This is a genomic window from Fuerstiella marisgermanici, assembly GCF_001983935.1.
Classification (GTDB): domain Bacteria; phylum Planctomycetota; class Planctomycetia; order Planctomycetales; family Planctomycetaceae; genus Fuerstiella; species Fuerstiella marisgermanici.
The window spans coordinates 3922632-3936769 of record NZ_CP017641.1 but is presented as its reverse complement, the minus strand read 5'-3'; the positions used below and the strand labels follow the sequence as shown (position 1 = coordinate 3936769).

Annotated in this window: 17 protein-coding genes; 3 read left to right on the top strand and 14 right to left on the bottom strand. The window is 50.9% G+C overall.

Annotated features, from left to right (window positions below):
* Positions 1-66 precede the first annotated feature (66 nt).
* From Fuma_RS14610 to Fuma_RS14570, 9 genes are all read right to left on the bottom strand, one after another.
* A complete protein-coding gene (locus tag Fuma_RS14610) occupies positions 67-600 on the bottom strand; it encodes a hypothetical protein (RefSeq protein WP_077024774.1) in 534 nt (177 codons plus the stop codon).
* On the bottom strand, positions 597-821 hold the full coding sequence (locus Fuma_RS14605) for a hypothetical protein (protein WP_077024773.1): 225 nt from the start codon (positions 819-821) through the stop codon (positions 597-599). Before Fuma_RS14605 ends, Fuma_RS14610 begins: the two co-directional genes overlap by 4 nt.
* 4 nt (positions 822-825) lie before the next feature.
* A complete protein-coding gene (locus Fuma_RS14600; RefSeq protein ID WP_077024772.1) occupies positions 826-1149 on the bottom strand; it encodes a hypothetical protein in 324 nt (107 codons plus the stop codon).
* A gap of 87 nt (positions 1150-1236) precedes the next feature.
* Positions 1237-1515 (bottom strand): hypothetical protein, encoded by a 279-nt coding sequence (locus Fuma_RS14595; RefSeq protein ID WP_077024771.1) that lies wholly within the window; start codon positions 1513-1515, stop codon positions 1237-1239.
* Positions 1516-1594: 79 nt separating this feature from the next.
* Positions 1595-1972: a hypothetical protein gene (locus Fuma_RS14590; protein ID WP_145944186.1), complete on the bottom strand. Its 378-nt coding sequence runs from the start codon at positions 1970-1972 to the stop codon at positions 1595-1597.
* A gap of 314 nt (positions 1973-2286) precedes the next feature.
* Entirely contained in the window at positions 2287-3747 is a 1461-nt protein-coding gene (locus tag Fuma_RS14585; RefSeq protein ID WP_077022387.1) for an IS66 family transposase, read from the bottom strand.
* 77 nt (positions 3748-3824) lie between these two features.
* Entirely contained in the window at positions 3825-4328 is a 504-nt protein-coding gene (locus Fuma_RS14580; protein WP_145944185.1) for a hypothetical protein, read from the bottom strand.
* Positions 4318-5379 carry a hypothetical protein gene (locus Fuma_RS14575; RefSeq protein ID WP_145944184.1) on the bottom strand — a complete coding sequence of 354 codons (1062 nt, stop codon included), beginning with the start codon at positions 5377-5379 and terminating at the stop codon, positions 4318-4320. Before Fuma_RS14575 ends, Fuma_RS14580 begins: the two co-directional genes overlap by 11 nt.
* Positions 5380-5973: 594 nt before the next feature.
* Positions 5974-6657 carry a hypothetical protein gene (locus Fuma_RS14570; protein ID WP_145944183.1) on the bottom strand — a complete coding sequence of 228 codons (684 nt, stop codon included), beginning with the start codon at positions 6655-6657 and terminating at the stop codon, positions 5974-5976.
* Between the two features lie 317 nt (positions 6658-6974).
* Here Fuma_RS14570 and Fuma_RS14565 point away from each other — a divergent pair, with 317 nt between their 5' ends.
* Positions 6975-8147, top strand: coding sequence for an ISAs1 family transposase (locus Fuma_RS14565; protein ID WP_077022421.1), 1173 nt, complete (start codon positions 6975-6977; stop codon positions 8145-8147).
* 157 nt (positions 8148-8304) lie between these two features.
* Here Fuma_RS14565 and Fuma_RS14560 read toward each other — a convergent pair whose 3' ends face one another.
* The 5 genes from Fuma_RS14560 to Fuma_RS14540 form a co-directional block, all read right to left on the bottom strand.
* Positions 8305-8664 (bottom strand): hypothetical protein, encoded by a 360-nt coding sequence (locus Fuma_RS14560; protein WP_218922441.1) that lies wholly within the window; start codon positions 8662-8664, stop codon positions 8305-8307.
* Positions 8665-8942: 278 nt separating this feature from the next.
* Complete coding sequence (locus Fuma_RS14555; protein WP_077024765.1) at positions 8943-9869, bottom strand: hypothetical protein; 927 nt, start codon at positions 9867-9869, stop codon at positions 8943-8945.
* Between the two features lies 1 nt (position 9870).
* Positions 9871-10215: a hypothetical protein gene (locus Fuma_RS14550; protein ID WP_077024764.1), complete on the bottom strand. Its 345-nt coding sequence runs from the start codon at positions 10213-10215 to the stop codon at positions 9871-9873.
* 90 nt (positions 10216-10305) lie between these two features.
* Positions 10306-11607: a DUF5131 family protein gene (locus Fuma_RS14545; protein ID WP_077024763.1), complete on the bottom strand. Its 1302-nt coding sequence runs from the start codon at positions 11605-11607 to the stop codon at positions 10306-10308.
* Between the two features lie 356 nt (positions 11608-11963).
* Positions 11964-12356: a hypothetical protein gene (locus Fuma_RS14540; RefSeq protein ID WP_077024762.1), complete on the bottom strand. Its 393-nt coding sequence runs from the start codon at positions 12354-12356 to the stop codon at positions 11964-11966.
* 117 nt (positions 12357-12473) lie between these two features.
* Here Fuma_RS14540 and Fuma_RS14535 point away from each other — a divergent pair, with 117 nt between their 5' ends.
* A complete protein-coding gene (locus tag Fuma_RS14535) occupies positions 12474-13274 on the top strand; it encodes a hypothetical protein (RefSeq protein WP_077024761.1) in 801 nt (266 codons plus the stop codon).
* 264 nt (positions 13275-13538) lie between these two features.
* Positions 13539-14105: a helix-turn-helix transcriptional regulator gene (locus Fuma_RS14530; protein WP_077024760.1), complete on the top strand. Its 567-nt coding sequence runs from the start codon at positions 13539-13541 to the stop codon at positions 14103-14105.
* Positions 14106-14138 lie beyond the last annotated feature (33 nt).

The following is a 14138-nucleotide window of genomic DNA, read 5'->3' as shown; positions in this document are numbered from 1 at the left end:
AGGCCCTCACAGTACAACTTTTGGAGTGCCAAGCAGAGAGTATTCACAGTACATTCCAATCATTATTCAGGCACTCATTGACGCAATCTCACTGACAGACATCTCACCAGACAAATATTTGGCAACCAATTCAGAGTCTGGACAGAACGATGCTGCGTAATCAACTATCGTTGGGTAGAACTTCCACTCTCTGGATTTAACGAAGGCCAGAGACTCAATGGCAGTCTTCTCCCGAAAAAGCAAAATGTCCATCAGCCACTCAGGCTCCTGCCAATCGGCTTTGTAACCAATGACAACTGTGTGATGTTCCCCCGAAACGAATCCCCAATTCAGTTGTGGATAAATCTTTCGACCAATCGCCCAGCAGAAAGGGGCGATGTGATGACAACGGCCCACTGGCTGATACCACGACAGGCATCCTTCACGTGGCGATCGTCCATTGGGCAATCCTCGCCCGCAATGCCACGGGGGATTACCATCTTCGTAGTCTGGCCTCAGAAGCTGCATTCCCCATGTTAACGTGAACGCAACTTCCTGATCATTTAGGTGAGGAACAATTTGTCCACGCCAGCGGCCTGCAAAATCAAAACGCTTCATCATTCCTCGATTCCCTTCGAAGTGTTTTCGCCTCCAGAGTTCAGTACAGTTTCAATCACCGCAATCAGCGCCGATGCGAACCCATGCCGTATCAGCTTGTATCTTTCCATGATTTCCGAATAGACCGCCTCGGCTCGTTCGTTGGGTAGCCCATCGCCTTGAGCAGCCTGTGTTAAGATGAGAACGATCATGGACACTCTGTCTTCGTTGGTGATGGTTTTCATATGATCAGAATCCTTCCTTAATCCAGTCAACCTTAGGCTTGCCTTCGGACGTTCTATCTGGAAGCTCGAAGCATTCAAGAAGTTCGTCCGTGTCGAAGTCTTGATCCATCGGCAACCCCAGAGCTTCCTTCGCCATAGCGTTAGGCCAAAACTCAGACCATTCGAAAATCGGCACAAGCACTTCTTCCGCAATCTCAGGTAAATCTGTCAGCAGTTCTCTCAGAGCATCCACTGCCGTGTGAATCACATGCTCATTCAGATTGTTGACTATGTGAGGCAGCATTCGCATTCGCAGTTCATGCTCCTGTTCGAAGGTGCTATTCATCATCCCACTCCAATTCGATTGGCTGGTGCGGAGTCAGATATGTGCCGCTCCTGCCTGATATTCTGTTGGTGCGAAAGCAAAGGGCGGTCTTCATGCGTCCGCAAGATAAACGCCTTTGGCTTGCCGAATCAGTTCGTGTTTTCGATCATTGTTCAGGCTCTTTTCTTCAACATGGATGACATGATTGAACTGAAGTCCCATCGCCACATCCACTCTCCACGCTGCCGATTGGGACGAATGAATCTCTGATCCATGCTGGAACAAACTTGGGTCGGCCAGATGCACAGCGTCGGTCCCATGTTGGTCAATTTGGTTGTTGATGTCCTCACACACAACATCGGCTAACGGCTTGCCCTCCGAAGAGGGCAAGCCTGCCTCCAGAAGTTGTGCATTGATTCATCCCATCAAGTCAGGCTGAACCAACACTCTCGTTCGGCATCCGAATTTTTTAGTTCATAGACTCCAGTTCCCTGAAGAATTCAGGATCGGGTTCGGGTTCGGGTTCGCCAATTTTGGCCTCAACGCTATCGTCGCTTTCTTCAGCCAGTCTGACGTCGAAGTCCCCACACACAATTTGGAATATCCACCACTCGAGAAGGAATCGTTCACCTACAGCGTTATTGACGTGCTCGTCGTCGTATCTGCCGAACCAGCTTTCTCCCGTCTGTACCATTAAGTCGGTCCATGCTGATGCCTTTTTAATCGCTTGGTCAACGTCGCACGCACCGACTAAGATCGAGACACCTACTGTTGTTCTCATTTGCACCTTATACGGTTTCTCCACATTCGTTTTTGGCGAATTGTTTTTCGATTCGGATGTGCTCATCTCTTTACCCTCATTGAATGGTTATCGCAGCATCATCGCTGCGACCTTGGATTGGAAAGTCGCCACACCACTTAGATGCAGCAACAGGCGAGTCCTTGGTATTGTTTTGCCATTTGGGCTTTCGTGCGGGGAATGTTACGGCGTCTGCTGTGAGGCAACTTCGGACAAATAGGTGCGAAGCTGCCCCACTGCCACGCCATCCCAAAACCTTGCCGCCGAAACAAACTCTAGGGCAATGCAACTGTGGCGGGAGCGGACAAATACGTGAGCGTAGCTGTCCATTTCCGCGTGGTGCGCAGCGTGAGGTGTGGTGTTCAGTTGGCGGGGACGAGTTTGGACAGTCGCGACTGACCGGGCGGCGCGGAGGTCAGGCCGACTTCAAGTTTCAGTCGATCAAACAGACTGAATCCATCCTGCTGCCACGTCATGACCTCGGCCACCACGGAACTGAGCGTTGGTGTTTTCAGATGGAGATTCAGCGATTCCAGGACGCTTGTAAGAATGCTGCGGCGACGGGCTCCCTTCGATGTTTTGCTCGTTCGACCTGTGCGACGGTCCATGGCCGCGCCGCGAAGACTGCGTTCCGCTTCGTTGTTCGTTGCTGGCGCGGCCGGGCTTGTCACAAAACAAAACAACTCCTCTTCCGTCATCAGCCGAATCAGTTCTGAGACCAGGTTGTCAAAATCCTTGCCGAAGTCGGCCGCCCGAACATCGGAATCCTCGGCGCAGTAACGCACCAGCAGAGCCGCCAGCGTGTTATCAAGTTCATCGACCTTCGCCGCACGACCGGCATCGCCAAGACGACCATCGGCGGCGTGGCGTTTGGCCGCGTAGAAAATTTCCAGCAGGCCGTCGAGCAGTCGCTGGTACTCTTCGTTGTCCGGCTTCAGCAGCGTCAGACGGATGGCCTTCCGCAGCAGGTGAGCCCAGCATTTCTGTGCGTGACTGAAACCTCGGTACACGGCCGCATCGTCCGAAACAAGCACGCCTCCAAACAATTCTTTCGACAGGATCTGAGCCAGTGTGTCGCCGTCTTTGCGGCATCCGAAGATCAGCACGCGCGCCTTCTCCGACAAAAAAGCCCACACGCTGTTGATACTCCAACTGGTTTCGTCTGCATGCACAATCGCACTGAACGCCATCAGGTCACACAGAGATTCGAATTCCTGTTCCCAACGCCGTGCCAGTTGATTCAACAGAGCGTCCGCCTGGGATTTGCCGAGCGGCAGATTCCAGAAGAATTCAATCAATGCACACGTCTTGTCGATCGACAGTCCCGTGATGGTCACAATGCGAGCCAGCGCGATATGAACTTCAATGCCGAATTCGGACCGCGGCCACACGCCCGGAATTTCGGATTTCTCGCCGTTGGGGCCGTGATAGATTTCATAGACGACCTGCACGGCTTGGCCGTTGATCACTCTCCAGACGAAACGTTCCCGAACGAAACGGCACTCTGCGACGTTGTAACCTTCCGGCAGAATGAGTTCGCGTCGTTCGGCGTTGTCCGCTTTCTGCTCGGTTGTGCGACGACCGCGACGCGCCGAGGATTGTTTTTTGCGACCTTTTCGGCGGCCCGTTTCAGCGCGGCGTCTCTCTTCCGCCGTCACCGAAAACGCCTCGTCGAGTCGCTCTGTGGGGTTCTTACCTTCGAGCTCTTCAATCCGATCACGCAGCCGCCGGTTCTCGTCCCGCAGCTCCGCAACCTCACGCTGCAGGCTAAGCACAAGCTGCTTCACTTCCACAGCGATGATCTGACTGACATCCGTGTCCATCCACCTGTCGTATCAAAATCTAACCGACAGAAAAAGACCAGTCTCCAAGCTGAAATGGACAGCTACTACGTGAGCAGCTAACGACACAGGCGTTCGATATCAATCCAGAAACCTCTGGTATCGCTGTTGATGTACTCACCGATCCCAGACTTGTGTCTTTTCAGCTTTCGCCGAATGGTTGTATCAAGTCGTTCATCAACGATGTGCTTTGGATACGTTCGCCTCATGTCGCTCTGCGACCGTCGTTCACCATTCGAATCGAGCAGACATTGCACCACAGCAGCCATTTGCTGATCGATATCGAATGTCTTACCTCGGAGCGTTATGGCCTCGTCTGCAATGTCCACGACAACGTGACTTTGAATCACAGGCACGGCCTGTCCGGGATGATGAATCGCTGATGATGTGCCCACCAGCAATAAATCCTCGACATCGCTGCCAATGCTGTCCGCAATCGTCTTAATATCCTCCATCTCGATTCCAGCTTCTTCAAACTGCCTTTGATTGATCCGCATTCTCTCTCTACGTGAGATGACTCTCGCCACTTGTTTTGCTCGTGCTAAGAGGTCGTCATTTGTCATGATTGTTACTCCTTGAATAGTTGGTGAATTGAAGCTTCGGTGTGATCCCAAGATCCCCGAACTCGTCTTGAAAGACTCTGTTCACGTATTCCACGTGTTCAGGCGTTGTCATAATCGAGTCATGGATTGTGAACACAGGGATCTCTGGACGCTCCATCATCAGGCGACGACAGACCGTGTTGATCACGAAATCTGATTCGACGTTCTGAAGCAGCCGAGCAAGGAAACGATGATCCTTCCGCTTATGCACTCGAACGACTTCCGCAACCTTGGGAAACATCTCGGTGAAGCAGGACTTGGCTGGCGTCCTCAATGTGTTCTTCCCATACAGGATCTCGAACATTGCCTCTTTGGCCCATGAACGAACAGGGATCTCAGCAGTCTCCATTAACTGTTCGTACAGTCTTCCTTGTTCACAAAGCTCTACAAACCACTGCTCATCGTTACTCAGGAGTGCGTTATTAACGGCCCTTGCTTTGGGACAACCTCCTGTTGTCCTAAACTCGTCTGCAGCAATGTCTTGTGACACGCCCTGTACGGTTTGGACCGTAGTATTGGACAGGAGGACTGCCGGGGACTGCGGATTGTTTGTGTTTAATATGATTGGATGAACTGTTTTTCTTATCAGTTCATCAAGACCTGCATAGGGGTTGGAAGAAGAGTCCTGAAAACGTTTTATTGGCAGAATCCTATTACCGGACCTTCTGTAGTTGATAAGAAGAAGGGACAGGAACAATGGTTGACTGTTCTTGATATCAATTGAGACAAGATGATCACCATTAACAGTCAGTGAAGATCGGATGAGGGAATGGCAATTTGTCAGGTCAGTGTGAATTCGACCGTACCGACAGACTGAAAAGCGAAAGTCCTTGTTCGCAACTTGCAAAGCCGGGATCTTCACGACTTCAAATGAGTCAAGGTGCGCCAAATCTTCTAAGGCTTGTTCAAGGTTGATGTCCAACTGTCGAAACTGCTTCCGCAAATGACAATGCACATCAAGACGGATTGACTTGTATTTAACCCGCCGTATTCTGCGGATGTTCTCTGCCACCTTTGTGCCCGAAAGTTGATGGCGAACAATTGGCCGTTGGAAATAATCATTACTAAGCCGATACCCGAAACATTTTTTGCCCCTAATAAAATACCGGTCGCACTCAATGATGTTGCGATCAATCAGACAGTCTATTAACCGTTTCAGGGCTCGCTTTGGGATGACATCTCGGAGGTAATCGGCCTTCAGGTTCACGAAACCAGATTCGCTGGCTCTCTTCGTAGCCCGCCCCCAAATGATTCGGTGCAACAAGTAGCAGGCGCTATCAGCGTGCTGCTGCAATTGATTAGGCAAGACCTCCGATGGCTCAAACCCATCTGGAATGTAGATGAAGACAGGATCACGGCGACCTGCGACGTTTTGCGGCGTGTTTTTTCTCTTTGCGTGTCGGATGGCTTTGTCCTTTTTGTGAACAGATCGAGGTCTGGTGGCGGAAGAAAATGCGTTTACACGCCCTTTAGACACGCCTAGCGCAACCTTAAGGTGTCAAAGACTTTAAGGGTGAGCCTGTGCAGCCTGTTAATAACTGGCGAGATCCTGCTTCCCGACGGTCATCAGTCAACAAGCAGGATCTGGACCCAGTTGTTATCAATCTCAGATAGCCTTTGCGTACAGCTTCGTTTCAGACTGAAGTACCTGCGGAACACCGTGGTCATGAAACCATTTGAAGAGCCAACAATCTGATGCTGACTTGATCTTGGCGATGTCCAAATCGCCAGCACCACGGAGCAGTCGCTTTCGTTCGTGCCATGGCAATCCTGAACGATGAATGGCGCTACATTCGGGTGTTCCGTAATACCCCGGCAACAACAGCGTCTTCGCCTTAATAAACCCGCCCTCAAGAACAGCCGGGCAATAGCCAATGCGAAGATAGAAGTTGTTAATGTCCTCATTTTTTCTGTCGATAATTTGGTCAACAATCGCTTCGCCAATTGGGAATTGTCCGAAGAACGTGAAGGCCAAATGACCGCTGTGCAAATCGCACCGTTCGAACTTCAGGCATTGCTCAAAGAATGCAAACGCATCTGCGAGACCGGCGTACGACTGCCAGCGAGGCACAATCCGTTCACAGATCCTCTCGATTGCGTGGCGGGTGAAGCCGACAATTGCTAGCTTCCCATCAACATTGACTGTCGGGCAATGTTTGGAGAAATAGATCGTGCCATTCGGCGACGGTTGCCGCCGAAGTGCCCGGAAATGCAAAACAACATTTCGACCGTCTAACAAAGCAGCCACGTCGTTGTAAGGAATGTACTTTGCAACTTCCTCGGTTGGCATTTGTGCGAAAAGTACCTTGCCGATCTTCAGTGCAAAGTTCCTATGCAGCTCTGGATACTGCTCGAGCGAGATCAAGAAATCTCTGGTGAACGCCAATCCCTTTCGCCCCATCGACTTGAAGATCTTGGTTTCAGTTTCTGTGAAAATGTTTGAATTGCGGAAGTCGATTCGGGCCACGGCTTTTCGAACCAATTTCACGAAACTGGGGTCGGCCCAGGGCCAGCGCGCACTTTGGGCAATTTAGGCTGGCGCGACAAGTGAGTATTGGTTAGTCTTTTCGTGTCGTAACATCGGACTTCACGAGGAGAGGACAAGAGATGTCGACAGTTGAACTGGCGGTCACCCAGGAGCTGACAGGAAACATTGTTCATTACTTTGATCAATTGAAAGACCCGCGTTCCAACATCAATCGTCTGCATCTGCTTGGTGATGTGATTGTGATCGCCATTTGCGGAGTGCTGGCCAACGCCGACGGCCCCAGTGCGATTGCGGAATGGGCGCGACTGAATGCCGATGGCCTGCAGAAACACCTGGCACTTCCGCATGGCATTCCGAAAAAAGATACGTACCGGCGCGTCCTTTCTCTCCTGAAGCCGAACGACTTTCAAGCGTGCTTCGTGCAATGGATTGAATCGCTGGAAGGACTTTCCGACGAACAGAAAGAAGGCTACAGAAAACAGATTGCGATTGATGGCAAAGCACTCCGTCGATCACATGACAAAAAGAATGGGCTGGGTGCGTTGTTCATCGTGAGTGCGTGGGCTTCTGATCAGGGGATTTCTCTGGGACAGGTGGCGACGGAAGAGAAGTCGAACGAGATCACCGCGATCCCGAAATTACTGAACGAAATCAATATCGATGAGGCGATCATTACGATTGACGCAGCGGGTTGTCAAAAAAACATTGCGCAGCAGATCGTGTCTGGCAATGCAGACTATGTGTTAGCCCTGAAAGGCAACCAACCGAAACTCTATGAGGTCGTGCAGAAGTTTTTTCTCGATCACCTGGAGGATGACTTCGCTCGCTGTCCCGTCAGTCGCTATGAAGAAACAGAGAAGGGACACGGTCGGCAGGAACAGAGAATCTACTATCAGGCGACCGTGCCTGTCGATTTTGACGTGGGCCACAAATGGGCCGGACTCAAGACCATCGGAACGGCGATCCGAATGTACGAGCAGGACGGCATTCATCATTCTGACGTTCGCTACTACATCAGCAGTCTGCGTCGCAAAGGCGAGCTGTTCGCAACAACGGTTCGTGGTCACTGGGCCATAGAAAACACGCTGCACTGGAGTCTCGACATGACCTACCGCGAGGATGAGAGTCGAGTCCGAAACCGAATCTTCGCGAACAATTTGTCATGGCTCAGACGACTCACACTCAGCCTCATCAAGAAACATCCTGGCAAACAAAGCAACGTCATGAAAAGAAGAATGGCCGGATGGAACATTGACTATTTGATGCAAATCCTTACCGGCAAAACAACTTAGTATGCGCTGGCCCTGGGGTCGGCCTCATCTTCGTTTCTGAAAATAAAGCATGGGAAATTCAGCCTGTACGTTCGTCGTTCTTTGGCTGCCACAGCGTTCTTAGTCTTCGACCGCTGCCGAGCTTTCTGTTTTTGCTGTTTTCTTGCGGACGGTTTGCTCACTGGTCACCCTCCCCATTTGAGACAGCCTGTACTTGAACACCATGAGGGTCAGGACCAACAACTCCATCTTTTCGAACCACGTCAAGAATCATCTCAGGGCCTGCGATTCGATAGCGACCGTCTTCCACATGATGTTTGACAGTTCGAAACATCTGATCCTGTGTGCCAGCAGCGAGTGCCTTGCCGGATGTATCAAGCAGCTTGTAGCCGTCTAACGTTTTCGTCTCTGTCGGGTCTCCTGACAGTTCGCCTTCGTCTTCCAGTACGAAAATGCGGTACTGTAAAACGACATTGGCATTCAATGTGATGGCGTCACGGATCGCAGCAAGATTGTCGTCCTCCAACTCATCGCACACGGCAATCTCAGTTTCAATTAGCCCTCCTGCACTGTCTGAGTTTCCGTCAAACACAACTCGGACATTGAATCCTACGTCCTGAAGGATGTTGACAATCTGGTTCCCAACGTCCTACGTCTGGAATCCACGAACGAAAATTTGAAGGGCTTTCATTTGGTTTCTCCTTGATTAGTGAAATGAACTGGTCGAGACTTTCCTCAACTGAACTTGAGCGTGCATTTTGGCCCAAAAATACTTCGGCGAAATCGGAGCAGGGCGGAGCAAAGACGGAGCAGAAATTAGTCTGCATTGATCACATGCCACGTCATCTGAGAACCAACCTTCGATGTCCCGAAGCGAATCCGATCGGGAGTTATGTGGTCACGACAGAGGTCTTCTGCCGTCCGTTTTGCTGGATGGCTGTAGTAGAGGAAGTCGAAGCTTCCGAAAGGCTGAGCAATTGCTGACGCCCACGCACTGGCTTGAAACGCATCGAGTGCCAGCCTCTGATTGGGTGCTTCTTTCTGAAACTTCTTGATCAGGAAGTCATCGAACCAAAGCTCACCAGCCCCAGCGTCCCATAACGGGACATTTGCTGGCTCAGGTAACTCAAGTTCCAGTGGACATTCCCAGCTACCAAGATCTGCTGCACAATCGGTGTTGACTACCAGATAGATCAGACTGGCCGACGCTGAGATACTGTTGCCAACAATGATGTTGCTGACACACTGTCTATCACCGATTTGTTGCCCTCGACATTCACCTTGAAGATCCACGGTCGGAAAACGAAATGCAGTCTCGTGAAGCAGTGCAAGCCACTCGGCAGCACCAGACACTCCGACTCGGGGGCGTATGCCATCCACGCAGAATCCGGGTGGCATCTGGCCCGAACCTTGACGTGTAACAGCGAGTAGAAGTTGCCACCCACGTCCGCACAGTTGTTCGAAGAGTGGAATGTGCCCAGTGTGTTCATTTATTGACCAGTAGCGACTGCACTGCCCCCCGTCATCTGACAGTCTGAACTCCTGCCACGATGAGGTTCCGTCGAAAGAGCGTTGAAGTAGCTCAAAGTCTTCGTCGCTCCAAACGTCTGGCCCTTCTCCAACCCCTTCTGGTGGGTAGAGCAGTTCGTGATTGAAGAAGTTGCCGGTGCTTGCCAAAGAAATGAAGTCGTCCGCAAGCTCAATCAGTGCTTCTCTGATTTGAATATAATGTTCCAAACTCATATCAATTGCCCTCCTTGCTGCTGTGCAATGTCGGATTCGCAATCTGTACAAGCTCGTCATCAGGCTCTTCACCAAGTTGCCTAAGAAGCTCAACAACTGCACGTGCGACGACGGTTGTTTTGTGCGCACGTGGTGACAATGGTTTTTCTGCTGAAAGTAAAACCTTCGCAGCTTTCGCTATTCGATAAACAGCGCTGGACGTTGGGTGAAACGAAAACTGTTTTTCGATTCGAGGAAGCAACTCGGATGCCGCAACCCCTGTCGATTCCAGTTCCTTTTTGTGCGATAAAAGCCACGCACTTAGTTGCACAACTTGTTCTTGATTAAGCGTGTTTTTTCGACTCATCTTGATTCTCCTTTGGTGCCAAAACCGGCGCATATTGCGAGACAGATACTGCTGGCGAAGACAATCCTCGTCAGCCTTTCTTATGGGGAGTTAGCGAGGGCTGCGTCGAATTTCTCGCTTCGCAGCGACAGGCAATTCGGTTTTGCACTTCACGCAAACCCTGTTGCTCATCGACTGATACGTGCTGCAGTTCGGGCAGCGTTTTTTGAAGCTCGATGGCTTCTTTTTCTGTTTCTTGACGAGCTTCAATACAAAGGTGTCGGTCTCGAAATTATCCAAGAGGACGACATATCTCTTCGACTCGTGCGTAACAGCGGCGAGCTTTCCTGACTTTGCTCCAGACGCCTTGGCCCAGTCCACCATATTCTTCCACTTGGGTGTTTTTCGCTTCGCCATCGGCTTCAAATCAGCTTCCGACATGTACAGCGAAAACTCCTCAAAGATTTCATCGTACAAGGTGTCAGTCTGCATGTAGCCGCCGTCAGTTTTCAGCATGAACAGAATGTAGTCGAGATAACTCGTGGCTGAGATCTCCCGCCCTTGAACTGCGACACCTGTGCGTTGCGGAAATTTGCGAATTCGCAAATTCTTCGGCCACTCCGTCCAGTCACCTGCGTGTGCGTCGTCAAACTCCAACCGTTTACCGTTTCGTACAACTTTCGCACCAAGCTGCTTGAGAAAATACGGAACACCACTGTTCTTGCACTGGCTGATCAGTTCCTTTGCCCACGCAGTGTCGAACATTCGACTACCATGCCCTGATTCTCCACCATGGATCACCCAATCAAGATTCGGAAGTACATCTCCCAGATCGGCTGGTTCCACCTGCGGTTCGACGGACAAGAACCGAACGGTAGATGAATCTCCGACATCAAGCAGATCTCGTGCCCGTGCTGTCGATGCTTGGTCTGTGACGCTTGTTCCAGCCCAAAGATTGGACGGCCACTGAGTGCCTCGTTTTTCGAGCCATCGAGAAAACTCTGCCATTCGCTTGGGACGTTTCGTCAGCCAAAGCCAGCAGTGCCTCTGACCATCCTTGCTCCTGACGTTTTCGATGATCTCTTGTTCGAGATACTCGAACTTGACGGCCTTCGACAGCGAGTCACTCATGTCTGAGACGAAGATGAGCCGTGGCAGGCCATTCAGCCATGGTTTGTCGGGACGTTCTGTTCCCGTGAGGTCACTCCACTTCGCCGCTTCTCTCATGCGGCCGGGGAACGGGGTCACGTCTTTGAAAGTCGGGGCATATCCTTTCGAACTCCCGCCGAACCGTTGATGAAGGGTGCCTGCATAACAGGTCTTACGATGTTTTGACCATAGCTCGCAGCCATCACACCCCATTGTCGGGTTTACTGTTGAATCACACCATTGAATTACTGTTTTCTTTGCCACTGGCGGACCTCTTTCTCTATTCGTGTTTATGGTTTTGCTTTGAGTAAGCGCAGACCTTCCCCGGCAAATGGCGACGTGCCATTTTCTAAACGTGGATCTGCGGACGGATTGCGTTGTGCTGTGGTTCACGGCATGTTTTCTTTGGTTAGCCGATTCAGGAGTTGGATTCGTAACGTCGCTAGTTGTTCATGGTTCACCTCCTTTAAGGTCAGCGCATATTGCGAGACCGTTGTTTGGGTATGGGGAAAAATCCGCCACCGCCGTGGCGGATTGAATGAAGCAGAGCGTGAACAAGGCGATTCTTCTTCACCGCTACGCTATTGTACGATTTGAATTCCGACGTGCTAAGTTGACGTTCAGAGTTTCTGCGGATCACCACTCTGATAAAGTTCGTCGGCGTCTTGCTCGCTCTGTTCATGGTGGGCCAAGTACGAATTGATTGGTACTTGCAACTTTGACACGCTGCCATGTTTTGTGCCGAGTACGACGGAGCAGAATTGAATCCGCTGCTTTAGCATGGAATCCAATATGGTCATCCAGACTTGCTGACTGAGACGCTTCACTCGATATCCATTTTTTCGTGTGCCGACAACTTTTCGCCGATATGACTTTGCAACCTCAATAGATGGAAAACACAGGAGTGCTCTGCGGCCAGAAACCGTTGCACCCCAAGCGGGTAGATCGGTCTTCTTGTCGATGAGGACAACAGTGGGCAATGACTCTGTAAGTTGCAGTGTTTCCGAATTCATAATTTGGCTCCTGAGTCTGAGTGAGTGAAAAGTGTCGTTTCGACGCCCGTGTAGTTGGTGTCCGTTATTTCGGCGCAAAGTTTGACCACACTTTGACCACGAGCTATCTTGTGAGTCATGAATCGACGCACCAAGAACGATCGAAAGCACGTATTCCGCCGTAATTTGCAGGCTTTCATGAAGCAGGCAAATTTCGACACAAACTCTCTGGCCGCTCGAATGGAGCTAGATCGAGATGGTCGAAAGTGGCTCGGTAGGCTGCTGAGTGACGGCTTGGATCGCACAAACAGCAAGAGCGAGCCGAAGCTTCAGCAACTCTGTGAGTGCCTCGGACTGGAATCAACGAAGCAGCTTTGGGACGCAAGCTTGTCTTTAACGGCGAGTGATGACTTTCACATCAACACCGTTAGGCGACTTCTTAAACAGGGTGGCTCACCAGCCGAATACTTGCGTATCTCCATTGAGTTTGCGGCTAGGACCGTTGGAGAAATCGAGAGTTTTTTGGCGTCTCATAGCGAGCCGGTGGGACCAATCCAGAAGCGAAAAGTAGTTGACTGTCTTTTCGAATATCTTTGTTATGCGGATGACGCTTCTCTCACGCATCTTGAACTGACCGATGATGAACTCGATTCGCTCGACGATGATTGGCCGACTGATCCGACGAAATTCATTCGTGCTTTTCAGGAAGAACACCCGAAGGAATGGCAACGTTTTGAAATCTGGGACGCCAAAGTGGATGCAGAGTCGGAGGTTGATACATGCACGCCGTTCGAGACCATTCAATACTTCATTACTGCAAACGGTTCGTCTCACACCTTTAGATGGTTGCTCAAAGCGTTCGGTGACATTGACATGCTCTCGCTGATATTGGAATTAGAGCGCAAGAAGAACATCACTGAAGACGGTTCATGTGAGTGACTGGCTCGTCCGTCACGAGTTAGCACAGCGTGAAGATCCAGCCCTACTTCTCACGCTAACTCCATTGTGAGACTGATAGCTCACACTCAATTCTGTAAATCTACCTGACACGTAGAATCGGCGTCCGTATAATGAAGGCATAACGGACAACACACACTCAGTTACTTATTCAACACCACCGGAGACCTACTGCATCCACCGTGACTTCACGGCGGATGTGGTTTGCGGTTGGTGTTTTTTTTGTGCCCGGACTGGAGGTGAGAATTGAACAGCGTTGACGATTTACAGCAGAGAATTCGTGAGGCCATCGACAATGTTGAGCCGGGGTCACGACTGGACGAGGTTCTTCAGCGATGGGGCAACTATCGTCCGACAGTCAGAATCGGTGATAGGCATCTGATTCAAGGATACATCGACATGTTCCGAAGCTGCCACGAGATCTCGTGCGCAGTCGATCCAACCATTGATTCACGACTGCCAAGCCACTGCTGCGACCCTGAATCGATTGCCAGCTTCTTTCGAATACCGCTGGAGGAACTGGCCCCAGACTATGTTCAGGAGTCCTCTACGACGGAAAACACTGGCCCCGAAAAGGATATCGAACGGATTGCCACTGCAATTGAGCGGCTCACGGAACACTTGGCTCCCGAGCCAGCAGATATTGTTGGCACTCCGTATTTGGCACAAAAGCTTGGGTGTTCGTCAGCTTGGATCACTCAGCAGATCCGTGATGGACAGATCCCTCAAGCGTGCATCGTGGATGGTACGGGCAATGGAAAGCCGTGGAAGTTTCATCGGCACAAGATCGATCGCTGGATACGTGACAGATAACGGACACCAACTACACGGGAAATTGATTCACAT

What these genes read in the sequence shown, in the direction of transcription:
- Fuma_RS14605 (WP_077024773.1), bottom strand. Translation starts at nt 821, where the DNA reads ATGAAAACCATCACCAACGAAGACAGAGTGTCCATGATCGTTCTCATC.
- Fuma_RS14565 (WP_077022421.1), top strand. Translation starts at nt 6,975, where the DNA reads ATGTCGACAGTTGAACTGGCGGTCACCCAGGAGCTGACAGGAAACATT.
- Fuma_RS14590 (WP_145944186.1), bottom strand. Translation starts at nt 1,972, where the DNA reads ATGAGCACATCCGAATCGAAAAACAATTCGCCAAAAACGAATGTGGAG.
- Fuma_RS14600 (WP_077024772.1), bottom strand. Translation starts at nt 1,149, where the DNA reads ATGATGAATAGCACCTTCGAACAGGAGCATGAACTGCGAATGCGAATG.
- Fuma_RS14570 (WP_145944183.1), bottom strand. Translation starts at nt 6,657, where the DNA reads ATGCCAACCGAGGAAGTTGCAAAGTACATTCCTTACAACGACGTGGCT.
- Fuma_RS14580 (WP_145944185.1), bottom strand. Translation starts at nt 4,328, where the DNA reads ATGACAAATGACGACCTCTTAGCACGAGCAAAACAAGTGGCGAGAGTC.
- Fuma_RS14585 (WP_077022387.1), bottom strand. Translation starts at nt 3,747, where the DNA reads ATGGACACGGATGTCAGTCAGATCATCGCTGTGGAAGTGAAGCAGCTT.
- Fuma_RS14535 (WP_077024761.1), top strand. Translation starts at nt 12,474, where the DNA reads ATGAATCGACGCACCAAGAACGATCGAAAGCACGTATTCCGCCGTAAT.
- Fuma_RS14610 (WP_077024774.1), bottom strand. Translation starts at nt 600, where the DNA reads ATGATGAAGCGTTTTGATTTTGCAGGCCGCTGGCGTGGACAAATTGTT.
- Fuma_RS14555 (WP_077024765.1), bottom strand. Translation starts at nt 9,869, where the DNA reads ATGAGTTTGGAACATTATATTCAAATCAGAGAAGCACTGATTGAGCTT.
- Fuma_RS14550 (WP_077024764.1), bottom strand. Translation starts at nt 10,215, where the DNA reads ATGAGTCGAAAAAACACGCTTAATCAAGAACAAGTTGTGCAACTAAGT.
- Fuma_RS14540 (WP_077024762.1), bottom strand. Translation starts at nt 12,356, where the DNA reads ATGAATTCGGAAACACTGCAACTTACAGAGTCATTGCCCACTGTTGTC.